This is a genomic window from Shewanella sp. MMG014, from assembly GCF_018100775.1.
Lineage (GTDB): Bacteria > Pseudomonadota > Gammaproteobacteria > Enterobacterales > Shewanellaceae > Shewanella > Shewanella japonica.
Genome location: NZ_JAGJDZ010000001.1, coordinates 459308 through 477652 on the forward strand (window position 1 = coordinate 459308; position 18345 = coordinate 477652).

Below are 18345 nucleotides of genomic sequence, written 5' to 3' on the forward strand. Positions count from 1 at the left end.
AGCCACTCAATAGAGTGGCTTTCTTGTGAAGGGATTACGGCTTAAAGCCTTTTCATGACAGTATTATAAGGCTGTCGGTAACGCATACACTGCATTGAAAACGTTTATCTCAGCTATTTCCAGCTTGTCATTTTATAGCCTTTAACCGCATAAAATAAAATGAACAGATAACAAGGGATCATCACCATATAACCGCCTTGCATACCTAAAGACGTCGCAGAGCTTGTTAGTCCCCAAAATACCGGCCCAAACGCGCCACCAGCAATCCCCATGATTAACAAAGCAGAGCCAGTGCTGGTTAATCGACCCATTCCTGATAATGCTAACGGCCATACTGCAGGCCACACAATCGCATTAGCCAACCCTAGAAATGCAATGAGTAATAAGGTATCTGGCAGCTCAGCTCCACCAAATGGTACCAATATCATATTAGCAATGGTATATGAGTCACTATCACCAAATACGATACCAAAAGATAATACTACGCCTAAAATAGCACTGATTAATAACGCGTTAGGTTGCGAAATAAAGCGAGGAATACAAATAATACCCAAGCTATAACCGATAACCATACAAACCATTGTATAGGATGTCATCACGCCATAGTTTTCGACACCCAAGGTTAATGCGTAAGTACCAATGGTATCCCCTGCTATGACTTCAACGGCCACATAAACAAATAATGCGACAACACCTAGTGCAAGGTTGGGTTTAGCCAGGGCTTCTTTAATCTGTCCTTTTTCAGAAGACTCGTCTTCTTCTTGCTCGAGTTCTGGTAAAGGAGATTTTTTAACAGCAAACGCTAAAATACCAATAAACACCGCCATACCTAAGTAAGGAAGTATTAGACTATTCGCCATTTCATCGATTTGAATTTGGGTTAATGTTGTTCCAACACGATCTTTAAAACTATCTAAAATCAGTGCTGTAAATACCATAGGCGCAATCACACCCGCCCCTTTATTGAGAATGCCCATTACACTTACACGGGCAGCAGCTGATTCTTCAGGGCCTAAACGAACAACATAAGGATTCACAGCGGTTTGTAGTAACGTTTGGCCAGTACCCATCACTAATTGCGCTAATAAGAATAAAGGAAATATTTGGGTTTTAGCCGCAGGTATAAACAATAAACCCGCGATCATCATTATCCCCATCCCTAATGCCATACCACTTTTATAGCCGACTTTACGAATAACCCAAGCAGAAGGCAGGGCAGTAAATGTCACAGCGATATAAAAAGAGAATAAGATTAGAGATGCTTGAAATGGGCTAAGTTGAAGGATTTGCTTCAGATAAGGCATCAAAGAGCCATTTAGCCAAGTGGCAAATCCCAATACGAAAAAGAGAATTGCAACGATAGCCATCGGCAACACACTGCTTTTTTGCTGACTGTTATTCATTGTAGTTTCCATAAACCTGCTTCTTATTGTCATTAATTTTCAGCAGCAATATCCATCACTGCCCCATATGAGTCTTATTGTTATTGAGGTTTTAGCACCACTATGATGACGAATTGTTAATTCATTTCATAGTCATTGCGCATTTCATGTTAAAACATCCACACCACAAAGACAACGCTGTCATTCCTTTAACTGGTAGAACCATAACAAGTGAAAATCAAGCTCAGGAATTTATCCTACTAGCCAAGCACTTATCTGTTTAAGTTAGATTCGGATGAAAATTTTCCGTCGATATAACCATAACAATACTAACCATTGCACCAGCAACAAACTGACCACTGACATTAATTGCTGCCAGTTTTGAGGTAATGCTGTGATGACTCCACCCAATAAACTTTGAGAAAAATACTGCCAGTTCATTAAGCTTGAAGCTAAATAAATGATGATAGCGTTCGTGCCAATCACCACAAAAAATAACGACCACTTCTGCCATTTGAGCACATCAATAAGCGCATAAAAAATGGCTAAAAATACGATACTCCAACCAGACGTCACCAATACAAAACTGCTTGTCCAAAGGTCTTTATTAATCGGTATGACAAAATCAACTAACCAAGCTAGTGAAATCAGCAAGCAACCCGCAATCATTAGTAACAACACTTTTAACCAGTCAGAAGAGAGCTTACACGCAGATATCTTGGTATTAACCAACAGCTGACCGACAAATACACCGACTAAGCCATTTACAACCGCAGGAAGCGTTGACAGCACCCCTTCAGGATCTAACGGACGGGTTTGATAAGAAATACCTGGCAATAATAAACTGTCCACATAGGCGTTAATCGAATTATCTTGAGTGAATTGTCCTGGTAGCCCATTAGGAAACGGGACATATAATTGCAATAAGCCATAAGCCAATAAAATGATAACCGCTATCACAGCCTGTATCCGCAGGCTTGTATGCCAAACCAGCATTGCCCCAATAAACCAAGCAAAACCGATTCGGGCCAATACACTGGCATATCTAATTTGTTCAGGATCCGCAGGGACACCAGTACCCCAACCATGGTTATAAAGCACACCTAGTAGGATGAGTAATCCAAGTCGCTTTATAGCATGACGATAAAAAGGTAGGCGTTCGCTCATTGGCAGTTTATCCAACCTTTTTGGAGACAAGCCTAGCGCTACACCGGATAAGAATATAAACAGCGGGAAAATCACATCATAAAAAGTAAAGCCATGCCATTGACTGTGATGCATTTGGCCATCAAACCATTGCCAACCTGACCAGCCAGTTAATAGCAATAATCCTGCAAATAGCCCTTCTCCCCCCAAAATCCAAAACATGTCAAAACCACGCAATGCATCAAGAGACATTAAACGTGTTTTCGTTTTAGGTTTATCACTATTTATTCTAGTTTCAGAATGTTGAACATCACTTCTTGACGTGTCACTTACAGTCGACTGACTAACTGGAGCATTCATTGGCGACTACCTAGCTCGCTGTGGGCGGTCAGAAGAATACACTAACTCACCAGCTATATAAGTTGCACTGACATTATTTTGCGTATTCAATAACACTAAGTCAGCTTGCTGACCGACTGCAATTCGGCCTAGCTGAGGTTTCTGTAAATATTGAGACGGATAAAGTGATGCCATTCTTAATGCTTCTTCATGGCGTAAACCTAGCATGCGCACAGTGTTATTCACTGCACCAACCATATCTAATACACAACCTGCTAGTTCACCTGTTGTTGCATTAAGTCTGTCGCCTTGCCTTATCACTTTAGTGCCAAATAATTCAAAGCTAGCATTATCACCCATACCCACTGGCGGCATCGCATCAGTCACCAACATCACTTTACCTTGCGGTTTAGCCTTAATAGCCACTTTCGCTGTTGCACTATGCACATGGTGTCCATCAACAATTAATCCGCACCAAGCCTTTTCGCTTTCTAGCGCAGCACCTACCATGCCAGGTTCACGGGAACCAAAACCTGACATTGCATTGAATAAGTGTGTGAATCCATCTGCGCCTGCATCCAACGCTGCATTAACTGTCTCGTAATCAGCATTTGAATGCCCTAGGCAGACTTTTACATCATGTTCGACTAATGTTTTTATCACCTCAACTGAAACGTTTTCAGGTGCTAAGGTGACAAGTTTGATACCTAAATCTTGGCGAGCAAAAATAGCCATCTCAGCCGCAGAAATTTCACGAATAAAGGATTGAGGATGTACCCCTTTTTTAGGGACACTCAAATGCGGCCCTTCAAAATGAATACCCAATACCCCTGGTGTTTTAAGCTTAATGGCTTCTGCAACGGCATCGGCCGCTTTTTCCATTACCTCAACTTGATCAGTGATTAAGGTTGGTAAAAAGCCAGTCGTTCCAAACTTCGCATGAGCATTGCCTATGATGCTGATACACTCAGGTGTAGGTTCAGCATTAAATAACGCCCCACCGCCACCATTAACCTGAACATCAACAAACCCAGGAACTAACGTTCCTTGTAAATGAATCACATTTTCTAATGCATCTTCATTCACCAATTGCAGATCCAGTCCTTTGTCAGCTATAGCGTTGATAGCAGTGATCATCCCATTATCTATGGTAATCGCAGCTCGCGGCTGAAATTGCTCGCCATCAAAATACTTATCTACAATTAGGGTTTGTTTCATCTTGAGTCTCTTTACATCTAGGCTTAATTAACACCAATAAGGTGAGTAAATATCATCAACTTACATTACAAGGTTTGTGTTACTTTCTTGAGGCCTTCTGGCTGATCTGGATCAATGCCACGCGCAACCGCTACGGCGGCGACATCAATATAAAAACGCTGCAACAGCGCCAGTGGCGCAATACGCGGGTGAATATCATTTGAAGTTTGATTCAAATGAACCACATCAGCACCACGCTCAGTGACGTTATTTACTTGCTCAACATGGCTTTCTAAAGACTCATCATTGATACAAGCGTCAACAATGGTCAGCTTTTTCTCAACTAATGTCACCGGACCATGTAAAAACTCTGCACTACTAAAGGATTCGGCATGAATAGAACACACTTCTTTCATTTTAAGCGCTAGCTCTTTCGTAACGGCATATCCAAGACCGCGGCCTAAAACGACAAGATTCTTAACTCCCTCTAAAGACTCTGCAGTCAATTGAGGTTCTGCATCTACTGCTGTTTGAAGTGCTTTAGGCATTGAATCTACAGCCGCTGCCAATGATTCACTTTGAGTCCACTCTGCAGTTAATTGAACAATAGCTGAAAGTGTCGCTAGATAGCTTTTAGTGGCTGCTACTGCTTTTTCTTCACCCGCTCTTAGAGGTAAAACAACATCAACGATATCTTTTATCGGCGCGGTTTCATCATTCACTAATGCCACACAAAAAGCGCCGGCGTTTTTTGCCATTCTTGCTTGCGCTAAAATATCAGGGCTTCGACCTGATTGTGAAATAACGATGACTAACCCGCCTTCAAGTTGCAAGCTTTTACCGTATACGCTGGCTACCGATGGTGCAGCAGCAAATGTTGGAATACCTACTTCAATTTCAAATAAATATTTTGCAAACACACCCGCATGATCTGAAGAGCCTCGGCCAACAATCATTACAAACTTAGGTTTAAAATTACGCAGCTTCTCACCAAGTTCATTAGTTAGCCCCGCATTAGCAGCTAATTGTTCAGCAATTTTTTGCGGTGCAGAGCGAGCTTCTAGCTCCATAATGGTATTTGTCATCGGTATAACCTTTTTCAATATTGTCGAATAAATTGGAAAATGACTAGCTGGTTGAATTGTTAACCTATTAGCCTTGATGTTTGCTGTATTGCTGTTGAGCAAATAAGATGGCGCCGATTTCAGGTTGAGCGAGCGCTGGCTGAACCTGCTGCCCGACATCACTATCAAGCCATTTTTGTAAGGGCTCAGCTAAGCCGCCTATCATTGAAAAACGACGCGGTTCGAGTGTAAAAAGCTTACGTGCCATATCACTAATATATTTTGCACCCTGTTTAACAATCTCTATCGCAACAACATCACCTTGTTCGGCACTTTGAATTACCAGCCTAGCTAATTTGGCATACGTACTCGATGATTGACCTGCTAGGTTTTCAACAATTCCGATAGCGTCTGAGACGTTAAAATGCGCTAAGATTAATTGCGTTAACTGGCTGTCTTGCGCAAACCCATCAAGGTTTAATAAAGCATGTTCTGCGGCTTGTTGACCTAGCCATGCACCGCTACCTTTATCGCCTAAAGCAAACCCATGCCCACCAACCAGTAAGCTTTGCTCTCCGACATGTGCATAACCGCAAGACCCTGTGCCAGTAATAATGACCGCGCCATCCTCACCGTTGTGCGCACCAATACAGGCAGTATGTAAATCGGTAGTGAGATACATATGAGCAAATGGATGCTGCCATTCATTTATCAATTGATATAGGCGAGGCACATTGACGCCTGCAAGGCCAAGGCCTGCGACTAACGTCTTGATATCAGCTTGAGTTAGGTTTGCGTCTGCTATCGCTAAGTCGGTTGATTGGCGGATTGATTCGAAAGTTTGTTCTAAGCCGTGAAGGGGGTTAGCACGCCCAGCAACACCAGTTCCAATCACACCCATCTTAGGAGAATAAATCGTGGCGCGACATTTACTGCCTCCGCCATCAATACCAATAAAAAGCTGTGATTCATTTTGCAGGTTAACGCCCATGATATCCCTCTTATCTCTTCTACTTGAGCCCAAGATGATGACTAAAAAACAACGTTATAAAGATGCACAAACTAACGTTATAGGTGGCCCTTTGAATAAGTTAACTTTATGTTACACCACAAATGACAGCGTTGTCATTTATTTTTTAGAACTAAGATAAATAAGCATCAAACAATAAGCCTAACACTCTGTTTATAAAGAAAATAAAATAGTAATCGTTTAGTGATTAAATAAAGGGAATCAGACTTGATGGTATAAAACAAAGCAAAAAGGCGTTAACAAAGTGTTTAACGCCTTTTAGTGAAGTGCAATATTAACTATTTACAGCAATAAACTTCTGCCTTTTCGTTTACCATCAGGAGAGATACTTCTCACTTCAACTTTGCCATTCACAATAACGGGCTCGGTATAAGGAAGCCACTGTTTATTATTGACACGATACTCAATTCTCAGTCCTGGAAAAGCGATATTGGCATGTAATTTACCATTAATAACTTTAGCCCCAACCGTTGGTAATCGATAAGCAATGTTTGCTAAATCAAGCTTGTGAAGCTCTTTTTGTCCAAGTGTATTAGCAAGTTCATTCCATTGCTGCTGTTGTTTGAGTCGCATTTCCGCAGTGAAGTAACCAGAATCTTGACTATAAATAGCGCCTTCATATCGATATGGCACTTCCCAGCTTCCTTTATGCCATGCTTTTTCTGCCAACATTAATAATCGTGGATAAATCATGTATTCAGCGACATCATCACTGCGCACTGTTTCGCTCCACAGTTGCCCTTGAATACCAGTAAAGCCTTTTCCTTGTTGTAACGGGCCTGATATGTCATTCCCCTGCTCATCTTGTTGAACGGTATCATCAGCGGTAAAGGCTTGGCCTTCGATGTCAGTCCATTGTTCAGCATTGGCAGGAAGGTTATCTGGCATAAATGAAAATATTTTTTGACTATTTTGCGCACGTCCAGCCCAGTAATACCCGTGCTCCTTAGGATCTGCTTCATAGGGGAAGTCGAAATACAGCACCTCAGGATTTGACAATACGGTATCCCAACCTAGATTTGCTTGTTTATGAGCTCGTTTATAACCTTGATGTGATATGACATCCCAAATATTAGACTGTGCATTTTGAGGCATATTTGTGGGGTTAGTGTGGCTCATACCATCACTCCAACCTGCAGGTTGAATACCTTTGTCAGCTAACGAATTTGATAAGCGTTCAATAAAGTAGGCTCCTAAATCATCAACTGATGTCACGCCTTTATCGTTATTAGCAACAAAATCAAGACACTGAGGAGATTGCTTCCACGCACCTGCAGTTTCATCAGCGCCAATATGGTATCGATTTAACGGGTGATCCGCAGCTTGGTGAAGCTTGGCTATTTCGCTGATGACTTTATCAACAAAATGAAACGTCGATTCCATACAAACATTTAAGGTATTGTCATTATAATATTGCACTGACGAGTACACTGTCTTATCTGCAGAATCTGACAATAAATACTCTTTAGCGGCTTCGCTATTCCCAGCTTCCATATAATGACGATAGCGTGCATCCATTGATTTGATTGCAGCTCTTGAGTGACCAGGCATATCCATTGATGGAATAACTTCCACTTGACGAGCGGTGGCATAATTCAATATCTCGATATAATCGGCTTTACTGTAGAAACCATTTACATCGCTATCCGCAAATGGGCCACTGCCTAATTGAGGTATAAGACATTGTGTTTCCGTTAAATCATGGCAACGCTTGCTACCCACATTGGTTAACTCAGGTAAACCATCGATTTCTAAACGCCAACCTTCATCGTCAGCCATATGCAAATGAAGCTTATTTAACTTATAAGCCGCCATTTGATCAATCAGGTCTAAAATCATTTGCTTACTATGAAAGTTTCTTGCGACATCAACATGCATACCTCGAAATTGATAACGTGGCGCATCAGTTACCGTTAAGGTATTTATAGATAAGTCATCGGCAGATAATAATCCGGTAATTGATGCAATACCATATGAAAAACCAGCTTCATCAGCCGCTTGAATCGTCAATTCAGATTCTGTAATTTCAAGCTTGTAGCCTTCTTGCCCTATTGTTGAAGATGTCTCCAACTTAAGCGGGATTCCACCAGCAAGCTCATTCACACCAAGCCTTGATAGGCGCGCAAGTGATGCTTTTACAGCCTTTGGGTTTACTTCATTGTAAATAACATTAATCCCCAAAGATAAATCCACAGGCTTATTGGTGGAGGTAACAACAATGTCAGCTGGGGTCGGAATGATACGGTCAGTGACATAACTGCTGTCAAGGATTACATTTTCATTGGTTTGATAAAGTACATCTGCTTTCGCCCAAACGAGTGCATCTTTTTCTGTGCGGCGATATTGCTTATCAGCATCGGTAAACGATTCCACATAAGGACGTTGCTCCATGCCTGTTTCAGGGTCAATTGTGAGCTTTGTACTGCTGATCACAACAGGCGTTAACCCGTCGACGGTAATATAGTAGTTTGGCATTGGATCAGTTTCAGACAACTGCCATAACTCGCCACGAAACCCTAGAGTCTTTATTTCGCCAGCTTTAAATCCAGTAAACGCTTTTGTGGGTGTAATTTGATGTAAATCGCCTTGAACACGACTAATGTCAAATTCAGGATTTAACACAGCTTGAACGGGTCTCATTTGACTATAAAAAATTGACCAGTTGCCATTAGGATAATTAGCAGGAGTTGAAAAATCGATTTCAGCGATAAAGCAACGTTGGTCTTTTTGATCCGTTGAACATGCTTGCTCAGGGATATTGGTGACCACTCGATAAGTGACTTTTAGTTCATTAGCGAATTGATTGAGTGAGGCTTGTGTCCAAGAGGATTGTTCAATGTTGGTTTGACGCTCAGATGACCCGCCCTGACAACCTACTACCCCAAGTGACAATAATAAAGCCGTTGCGATGATGGTCTTTTTCATAGTTTCCTCAGTTTATCCCTAAGCTAATGATGTAACGCAATATGGTTTACGCTATTTCTTAATCTTTAACAGCCTTTATTTGTCATAAACTTGCCAAACAACAGCAAGAAAGTTTTATGTTGTTTAGTCAAGTCTTATAGGTCAACTTATCTTATTCCTTCCCAGATTTGTATAGTGTGTCTCAACGACTGAAACCGAACTAACTAATGACTATGTATCATAAAAAAGGCAAAAAAATAGCTGGGAACAAAATATGTTACCCAGCTTATACTCGTTTCTGGGGAGAGACTAAAAGTATAAAAATTAATTGTATTCCGCCCGACCGGAATACAATCAAAACATGAGTAGAAGACCTCTACCTTACTCATGTGGACCTTAAAACAACGAATCAAACAAGCAATGACAACGCTGTCATTGCTAATCTACAGAATTAGCCATCAAATTTCTACATTTATTTGACCAAATTACACAGTTAATTAACATTGTTGAATTTTAGTACTTTAAAACAGTCACTTACTTAATACCACTACCTTAAAAAAAGCTTAATTGGGATTAATAAAGTGGAATTAAACAGTAAACTCATGAGTCAACTTAGTGTTTTCATTGATATACCAAACATAAAAAAGGCACTGTGAATCGTAATTGACTCACAATGCCTAGATGTTTGCCCTGTATGAGGTCTGTTGCCGCAAGGTAAGCCGTACTTACTTTACAAAACTCACTAGAGTAAATGACAACAATTACGTCATTATAAATTATGCTTTAGACATAATCTCAGTGCGTGCTAAACGGTTCACTTGATTTAGTGATGCAAGATGACCGTAGATAGGACCTAGAAGACCACGTTTTCTAAGTTCTAAATAATCTTCATCTGAAAGCTCATTAAGTTTTGCTTCATCAATTAAGTATAGACCATTGATATTGCGTTTTTCACCAGCAACATCTACCGTTAGCGTTTGCGTAGTGAGTAACTCTTTTTCTGCAAGGAAACCTAGAATGTTACGGCTTGCTTGATCTTGTTCAAAGTGAGCAATAAGCGCTTTTTTACGGTTTTCTAGGTATTCAGTTTCTTTTTCGCCTTCGAATAATGCTTGGCCTTCTGTTTTACTAACTTCAGCAGCACCTTCACGAATACCAATCCAAACTTTATCTTTAACGTCTGGGTTTAATACTAGTCCGAGTGGGTAATCACGTACAACAGCAGGGATATACAAACCTTGCCATTTGCCATCTTTAATACTTAAATTTTGGCCTGGCTTTAAGCCCAGCATCGCAACGGCTTGGAACTCACCACTATCACTGTTTTTAACAAATACAATTGGGTATTCAGTTGCTGCACGACCAATTTCGTGCAAAGTTACTGGAACAATGTGCTGGTCAGCTACATGGTTAAAGCTCGATGGAGTGATTTTTAAATCACCGTGTTTTGCATGTTCAAGTAACGTAATTTGGTTAGACATCTTGGCTCCTTCAGGCGCTTCTAATCAATAATGATTTACATAAAAATTCGGGATTCAAGTCCCTTTTAATAAAAATTTCTTTTGAAGATTAAATTCAAATCCCAAAATTTTTAAATGATGCTTTGTTTAAATGACTCACTATCTCGCTTGATATTACAACTTAGAGTGACTCAAAAAGCCCATTATCATTTAATCTGCAGCTAACGTTACCGTATCAAGAAATAAAGTACCACTGGCTATGTTATTTATTTGGGGGCTTTTAGATGGTTTTCAAGCCATATTGCTTTATTTTATCTAATAAAACACGATGCTCAGGTAATTCTGCGGCTAACCCTTGACCAATCCGTCGGATCTGTTCTGTTTGCTGCTGCGCTGCTAACAAATACTGTTTATCACATTGATTTACTTGTGTAGCGTATTTCATTCCGTATAACACATATAAATAGTTATCCACGTTGAACACTTCATAACGAGAAAACAAGTCGTCAGTCAGCGGGCTAAAGTTTTGCCATAACGCCATCTTTTGCTTTAAAGGATTAGGGATTGAATCAGGGCAACGGTTATCTCGCCAGAAGTCACTGTCTTGTCTGTCTGAAATACAGTAATGCAATTTAGCAAATTCAACCACTCGCTCCCAAGCGTAGCCCATTGTGTGATTAAATCGCTCGGCAAGTGCAGGCATTTGCGATAATGCTTGTGGTAATCGTTTTGAGAGATAGGCAGCGGCAAAGTCGGTTAACAATATAGAGGTAGCCTCAATAGGCTCTAAAAAACCTTGCGAAAGCCCCAATGACACGCAGTTTTTAGCCCAGAACTTTTCTCTATAGCCAACTTTCATCGGAATTTCTCTTGAAATAAGTGAAGCTAGCTTACCCCCTAAATATCGATCAAACGTTTCTTCAGCTTGTGCAGATGTCATATGATTATCTGAGTAAACAAAACCTGTGCCTCGCCTTTGCGGCAGGGCGATATCCCAAACCCAACCAGCTTGGTGGGCAGTAGCAATCGTATAGGGCGGGATAACTTGTTCTTCAGTGGTAGGGACTTGCGCAACGATTGCTTTATTCACAAATAATTGCTTAGATTTATCAATAAAGCCAACCTTGAGCTTTTTAGCAAGCAATATCGACTCAAAGCCACTTGCATCGACATAAAAATCAAAAGCTAACTCGCCTAATGAATCCGTTTTCAAGCAAGTTAAATTGCCCTGCTCATCGATATTGGCATCAAGCACATTGGCTTTTAGGTGAGTGACATTAAATTTTGTTGTCGCATTTTTAGCTAACAATTGTGCAAATTTTGCTGCATTTAAGTGGTAAGCATAACTAACCTTGCCGCCATATTCTGGTGTTGTAATCAGTTTGGGAGCTTTGAAGGCATCACAAATAAAATGCTGAGGAGAAACGGTAGCAGAGAAACTCTGCTGATTAGTTGCCTGCTGCTTGGCTTGCTGTAACCAAAAATCGGTAAGGTTCTCCCCTAGCGGGCTTGGTACGTCAAACAAGTGATGGTAACTGTTATTGGCACCATGAATATCTTTATCAAGCCAATTGCAAAACTTAATTGATTGCTTAAAGCTTACATCACATTCACGAATAAACTCGGTTTCACTGATACCGAAGCTTTGTAACGATTGTTTAATCGCTGGTACCGTTCCTTCACCAACACCAATTGTCGGGATATCTGGTGATTCAATCAGCGTGATAGAAACATCAGCTAAATGCTGCGCAGCTTTTCCAATATGGTTTGCTGCTAACCATCCTGCAGTTCCACCACCTACAATCACTATTCTTTGTACTTTCATTCAAACCACCAGCTTTGCAGTTAATGACTTAATTTAATAAAAAAGCCTAGCAATTTGCTAGGCTTTTTTGACTCGGCTATAAACAAATTAGCCAATTAGAAGCGTAGGTTTAAGCCCACTTTATAACGTGCTTCACCTTCAAAACTCCAAGCTGGGTAACCACCTTTTAGCTCTGGTTTCACATCCGCACCATCTGGTGCAACACCTAACTGAACACTGTCCTCTTCAAGTAAGTTAACTACTTCAAATGAAACACCTAAATATTCAGTAATGTTGTAGTTAGCACTTAAATCCAATGTGCCATAGTCTTGGTGCTCACGGTTACCATAGAAACCTGGTAATTCGCGGATCATGTATTCACTACGCCAGTTATAAGCAACACGAGCCGAGAAGTCTTCCATCTCGTAATAACCCACTAAGTTAACTGTGTGCTTAGAAGAATCAGAGAACACGCTAACTTCGTCTGGGTAATTTTCAGGTGATGCGTCTGAATCAGCAAAAGTATAGTTTGCAGAGTAACCAAATCCGTTATCGAAACCATCTTGGATTTGTAGTTCGACACCTTGAATTTGACCGCCAGTACCGTTTTTCTTGGTTGACTTAGTCCAATTATCTTCACCTGAATCAGGGTCAATAATACCGATACTTTGGTCAAGAATTTGATCAGAAGTAACAAACGAACTGATATCCTTAATAAAGTATGCCGCACTCATTAATCCATCAGGGCTGAAGTACCATTCAACGCCTAAGTCAGCTTGAGTCGCTTTAAATGGTTCAAGGGCAATGTTACCTGTGTTGACGACTTCGTTACCCGCTGTTCCGTCTGCATAACCCGCTAACGCAGAAGATGCAAACATGTCACCGTAATTAGGACGTGAGATAACTTGTCCTGCAGAGGCACGAATTATCACATCACTAGCAACATCAAAAGCAATGTTCATACTAGGTAAAACATCACTGTAACTTGCATCAAGTGTGCTTAAGTTATCTGCATAAGAACCGTCAGCTTGGAGTGCATAATAATCTGATGACGCATCGGTAGAAATATAACGTAGGCCAAAGTTACCGCGGATACCGTCGGCTTCAAAATCAGCCATTAAGTATAATGCTAAGTTCTCTTCGTTAATTGTACCGTAACCTGACTTATAAACGGTTCCGTCTTTACTGAAACCACTGATTGCCGCTTTTGCATCTTTTAGCATTGCGTCAAGGTTCGGCTCAGGTAACGTGTAACCTGCACCTGAAGACATTGAGCCGCCATAGTAAGCTGTTGCATCTTTTGAAGTGACATCAGCATTAACTATTGCAGGATAAGTCTCTTGCTTAACATCATGATCAGCCCAGCGCACACCAGTTTTAAATGAGGTAATTGCACCTAAATCAACAGGAATCGTGAAATCAAATTGTGCGTAAGTTTCTTCATCAGAGTTAGGTTGTTTCTTTAAAGACCAACCCGCTGGCGCTAACTGACCACCAAAATCTTCTGCACCAAATGATTTATTTGCTACATCAATTTTAATGACTTCACCAGTCGCATCATAAGTACCAGCGTAATCAGCTGGTGTACCTAACCAAAAACCATAGTTAGCAGTTAAATCGGTACCACCTTCAGATTTAGTATTACCAACACGGCCTTCCATAGTGAAACTATCGGCTTCATATTTGAAATCGAAATCTACGGTATTTGAATCCATGCTTGCTTGGCGAGCCCAAGTTTGTGCCCAACCTGGGTTTGCATCATCTGCACCACGGCGATAGAAGGTACAAGTACCGTTGCTATTTTTTTGCTCACAAGCAGCATCTTTATCATCTGGGAACATTACGAATAAAGACGTGTTAGCATTGTTTGCTTTCATGTCTAAGCTCATTAAGTTCAAACCAAACTCTAAATTATCAGTTGGGTTATATTGGAATACACCATTAATCGCTGTACGTTCACGATCTTGTTGGAATGTCGTAGGGACGATATCACCCCAACCTAGCAATGATTCAATACCATTACGTTGGTAAGTTGTTTCAGAACCCGCAGCAGAAATTAAGAAACCAAAGTTTTCGTTTTCATTTTTCCAGCTGTATAAGCCAGATAATTCAGGATCAGTTTCTTCAGAGATTGTACCGTAATCACCTTTAGCACTTAGGAATACAGTGTTGGCATCTAAATCTAATGGCTTACGTGTTTTAACAATTACCGTACCGCCCACGCCACCTTCAGGTAAATCAGCCTGAGATGACTTATACACTTCAATCCCACCGACCATTTCAGGCGGTAGTAAGCTGTAGTTAAAGCTACGGTCAATAGACTGTTGATCATACCAACCAGTAGAAGCTACTGAATGTCCGTTAAGTAGTGTACGTGTTAAGCTGCTTGAAGCACCACGAATTGACACTTGCTGGCCTTGGCCAAACTGACGGTTTACAGCAACACCTGGTATACGGCCTAATGACTCACCCACGTCACCATCAGGAAATTTACCAATATCTTCTGCGGTTACCGCATCAACAACTGAGTTTGAAAAACGTTTTTCATTAACCGAAGCCTTCATCGAGGCACGCATGCCTTTTACTTCGATTTTTTCAATGTTTTCTTCAGCAGTCTCAGCATCAGCAGCTACTGCTCCTACTGAAACCATACTGCCAATCAAAATAGCAATGTTAGTTGCTAAAACATTTTTCTTAAAATTAATAGGTCGCATCTTCATTTCCCTTCCATAACTTTATTATCGTTTTTGGATACATAACCATTCCAACCGGAATGACAACGCTGTCATGTCTAGAGCAAACATTACACAATTATTAACAGTCTTGCCACAACAAAATAACTTTACTGAGCATTTTTTGTTATAAAAACAATCAAAGAAAGATAAGAATATCCATTTAAATCTATAAAAAACAGAGCCTTGAGAAAAATAATAATTTGTAGCATTTTTGATACAAGCTCTTTATAAAAGCCACTGTTCAAACCAGATAGATAATTGGAGATTGCCTAATTAAGTAAAAATAAGCACTATTAGAGTTATATGAGCTACCGTTATTTCGTCAAGTACACGGTTTGAAGACACGTTATTAGGGGATAAATGTCATCAAATTGAGATAAATAACTGTTAAGCTACTCGCCTGGATAAAAGAGCTATAAACAAATGAAAGTAACCATCAATGATGTTGCCAAACATGCTGGCGTATCAATCAAAACAGTATCAAGAGTCACCAATAAAGAAAGCTCTGTAAGACAAGCCACCATTGATAAAGTCAATGCCGCAATCAATGAGTTAAATTACCAACCCAATTTAGCTGCCCGTAATCTTGCCAGTACTAAATCTTACGTCATCGGCTTTATCTACGATAATCCCAACGCTTATTACATTATTGATATGCAAAATGGTATTTTGTCTGCTTGCCAAGACAAAGGTTACGAATTACTTATTCACCCGTGTGATGCAAAATCAGCGGATATTTGTGATGAACTAACTAAGATGGTTAAGCATTCACGTTTATCTGGTCTAGTATTAACGCCTCCGATGTCTGAGGACCCTACTATTTTAGCAGCCCTTGATGAAATAGATGCCAACTACGTCCGCATTATTGCAGGAGAAAAAGCCTGTGCAGACAATGGATTAGCTGTTCTAGTAAACGATAAGCACGGCGCTTTAGAAATAACACAGCACCTTATTGATATCGGACATACAGAGATTGGATTTTTAAGTGGTGATCAGCACCATGAATCAACCAAAGAACGATTAAGTGGTTTTAAAAGCGCACTAAAACAAAACCAACTAAGCGTAAACACTGACTGGGTACTAGATGGTCAGTACTCTTTTGAATCCGGTGTTGAAAATGCCAATAAGTTAATAAATTTATCTCAGCGTCCAACTGCAATTGTCGCATGTAACGATGAAATAGCCGCAGGTGCTTTATTTGCCGCAAGATTAGCTGGATTAGATATCCCAAAAGATCTTTCCATCGTAGGCTTTGAGGATAGTCCATTCTCACGCCAAACTTGGCCTAAGCTGACGACGGTGCATCAACCTAACGTCAAAATTGCAAAAGTCGCAACTGAATTACTAATTGCTAACAGTAAAGAGGCCGTAGAAAAACGCTCAATGGTATTTACTCCAGAGCCCGTCATTAGAGACTCTTCATCGACTCGCTAATCATAGTTGTTAGTGACAAAAAAGCCTCTAAAATTTAGAGGCTTTTTTGTTATTCAAAATGTCAAAGATTAAACAGCTTCTTCGTTTTCTTCGCCCGTTCTTATACGAATAACACGTTCAATATCAGTAACAAAAATCTTACCGTCACCAATTTTACCAGTTCTTGCCGTATCAACAATCACTTCAATTGCTTGATCTAACTGCTCATCTTGGATGACCAATTCGATTTTAACTTTAGGTAAAAAGTCCACCATGTATTCAGCACCACGATAAAGCTCTGTGTGGCCTTTTTGACGACCAAAGCCCTTAACCTCTAGAACTGTCATCCCAGTAATACCTATTTCCGCAAGTGACTCTCGCACATCATCAAGTTTAAACGGTTTAATAATGGCTTCTACTTTTTTCATCAATCACTCCTGTGCACTTGGGAAGTCTTTATATACTTGAAGTATATATGCATTAATAATCTAAAATCGCTTTCTATCTTACTTTAACATCACTTTTTTTGCTTTAAATTTAATGGAGTATTTTTAAAAAACTAAAATTCGCTTAATACCAAAAGGAATCTATACTTAGCCTTATTGCTTCGCGGGATTGCTTAGCAAAATAAATCAAGGATGATTTTATGAAATACCAATTCATGGGCTTTAGCCTAGTAGAGCTGATTGTCACGTTATCTATCTCAGCGATCTTAACTACCTTTTCTTTACCCTACTTTGAAGTCATTATTGAACAATCTCGAAGCGAAAGTTCAATTAGATCTATCCAGCAGTTAATCCAACTCGCCAGAAATCATGCTATTACTTTCGGCACAAGAGTCACAGTATGCCCTTTAGTCAATTCGCAATGTAATTGGGATTGGCAAAGCGGCTTTAGCGTTTTTACTGATGGGGGCAAACGCAATGAACTTGGCAGTGAAGATGAACTTCTATATGTTATGGGACCATTCGATTCTAATGATATTGTTTATTACAATCGAAACGCTATTAGATTCCAGCCTGATGGTTTAGCATCTGGCACCAATGGGACCTTTAGATACTGCCCTAATACTTATAATAGCCCATATTCAAAAGCGGTCATTATTAATCAGTCTGGCAGAATAAGGTTCTCTCGCAAAAAGAATATTGAATGCCAACAAGACTGAATTTCGCGATTAATGATGGCCAACTTTAGATTGACAAAAACGCTGATTTCGCACTCATATTACCTTATACTGACTTAAGTATTACTGAGGAAATATGGATGATAAAAATAAAGAAAGGATTAACTAACGGTTTTACTCTGGTTGAACTATTGATCACACTTGTAGTTGCAGGAGTTTTAATCGCTGTAGCGGTTCCTTCGTTAACTTACCTATATGAATCTAGTCGAAGTCGGGCTGCTACCAATTCACTTGAGTCAGCATTGGTTTTTGCTCGTAACCAAGCTGTAAGTTTTGGCAGAAGAGTCTCGGTATGCCCTGGAGACGGTTCAGGCTGCACGAGTAATTGGATAGACGGAGTTGCAATTTTTATAGATGATGATCAAAACGGCATAAAGGACAATAATACGGATGTACTTCGTTTTATTGATGCTTTCAATGATGATGATTTTATAAAAACCTCTTCTTCGTCCCTAATCACCTTTAATACAGATGGTCTTGTTAGTGGCTCAACGGCTCAAACTATAACTTACTGCCCAGGTTCCACAGACAGCGCATACTCAAAACAAGTGTCATTAAGTGCATCAGGCAGAGTGCAAGTCATTACAGAAAATGTGAATTGCACATAATCTTGATATGATCTAGTACATTTAATCCAAGGTCATTTTTAATATCTTCTACAAAAAAGAGTTTATGGTTATCTAATCCA

The 18345-nt window shown here is 40.1% G+C and carries 13 protein-coding genes; 3 read left to right on the forward strand and 10 right to left on the reverse strand.

What is annotated here, in order from left to right; translation table 11 throughout:
- Positions 1-113: 113 nt before the first annotated feature.
- The 9 genes from J8L86_RS01910 to J8L86_RS01950 all read right to left on the reverse strand — a co-directional run bounded on the left by J8L86_RS01910 (position 114) and on the right by J8L86_RS01950 (position 15040).
- Positions 114-1415 (reverse strand): sugar MFS transporter, encoded by a 1302-nt coding sequence (locus J8L86_RS01910; RefSeq protein ID WP_065109069.1) that lies wholly within the window; start codon positions 1413-1415, stop codon positions 114-116.
- Between the two features lie 252 nt (positions 1416-1667).
- Entirely contained in the window at positions 1668-2780 is a 1113-nt protein-coding gene (locus tag J8L86_RS01915; protein ID WP_247663162.1) for a DUF5009 domain-containing protein, read from the reverse strand.
- A 114-nt stretch (positions 2781-2894) separates the two neighbouring features.
- Complete coding sequence (gene nagA / locus J8L86_RS01920; RefSeq protein WP_211028466.1) at positions 2895-4085, reverse strand: N-acetylglucosamine-6-phosphate deacetylase; 1191 nt, start codon at positions 4083-4085, stop codon at positions 2895-2897.
- 65 nt (positions 4086-4150) lie between these two features.
- Positions 4151-5149 (reverse strand): SIS domain-containing protein, encoded by a 999-nt coding sequence (locus J8L86_RS01925; RefSeq protein WP_211028467.1) that lies wholly within the window; start codon positions 5147-5149, stop codon positions 4151-4153.
- Between the two features lie 67 nt (positions 5150-5216).
- A complete protein-coding gene (locus J8L86_RS01930; protein ID WP_065109066.1) occupies positions 5217-6119 on the reverse strand; it encodes a BadF/BadG/BcrA/BcrD ATPase family protein in 903 nt (300 codons plus the stop codon).
- A 321-nt stretch (positions 6120-6440) separates the two neighbouring features.
- Positions 6441-9083 carry a family 20 glycosylhydrolase gene (locus tag J8L86_RS01935; protein ID WP_211028468.1) on the reverse strand — a complete coding sequence of 881 codons (2643 nt, stop codon included), beginning with the start codon at positions 9081-9083 and terminating at the stop codon, positions 6441-6443.
- Between the two features lie 755 nt (positions 9084-9838).
- A complete protein-coding gene (locus J8L86_RS01940) occupies positions 9839-10543 on the reverse strand; it encodes a SapC family protein (RefSeq protein WP_055025647.1) in 705 nt (234 codons plus the stop codon).
- 259 nt (positions 10544-10802) lie between these two features.
- A complete protein-coding gene (locus tag J8L86_RS01945) occupies positions 10803-12347 on the reverse strand; it encodes a tryptophan halogenase family protein (RefSeq protein ID WP_211028470.1) in 1545 nt (514 codons plus the stop codon).
- Positions 12348-12442: 95 nt separating this feature from the next.
- Positions 12443-15040, reverse strand: a complete 2598-nt coding sequence (locus J8L86_RS01950; protein ID WP_065109063.1) for a TonB-dependent receptor — start codon at positions 15038-15040, stop codon at positions 12443-12445.
- Positions 15041-15484: 444 nt separating this feature from the next.
- Here J8L86_RS01950 and J8L86_RS01955 point away from each other — a divergent pair, with 444 nt between their 5' ends.
- The gene (locus J8L86_RS01955; protein ID WP_065109062.1) at positions 15485-16495 is read left to right on the forward strand and encodes a LacI family DNA-binding transcriptional regulator; all 1011 of its coding nucleotides are present in this window, start codon (positions 15485-15487) and stop codon (positions 16493-16495) included.
- 68 nt (positions 16496-16563) lie between these two features.
- On the opposite strand, the gene J8L86_RS01960 is transcribed toward J8L86_RS01955, so the two are convergent.
- Entirely contained in the window at positions 16564-16902 is a 339-nt protein-coding gene (locus J8L86_RS01960) for a P-II family nitrogen regulator (RefSeq protein ID WP_055025643.1), read from the reverse strand.
- 218 nt (positions 16903-17120) lie between these two features.
- Here J8L86_RS01960 and J8L86_RS01965 point away from each other — a divergent pair, with 218 nt between their 5' ends.
- Positions 17121-17639 carry a GspH/FimT family pseudopilin gene (locus J8L86_RS01965; protein ID WP_065109061.1) on the forward strand — a complete coding sequence of 173 codons (519 nt, stop codon included), beginning with the start codon at positions 17121-17123 and terminating at the stop codon, positions 17637-17639.
- Positions 17640-17737: 98 nt separating this feature from the next.
- Positions 17738-18265 carry a GspH/FimT family pseudopilin gene (locus tag J8L86_RS01970; protein ID WP_055025641.1) on the forward strand — a complete coding sequence of 176 codons (528 nt, stop codon included), beginning with the start codon at positions 17738-17740 and terminating at the stop codon, positions 18263-18265.
- Positions 18266-18345 lie beyond the last annotated feature (80 nt).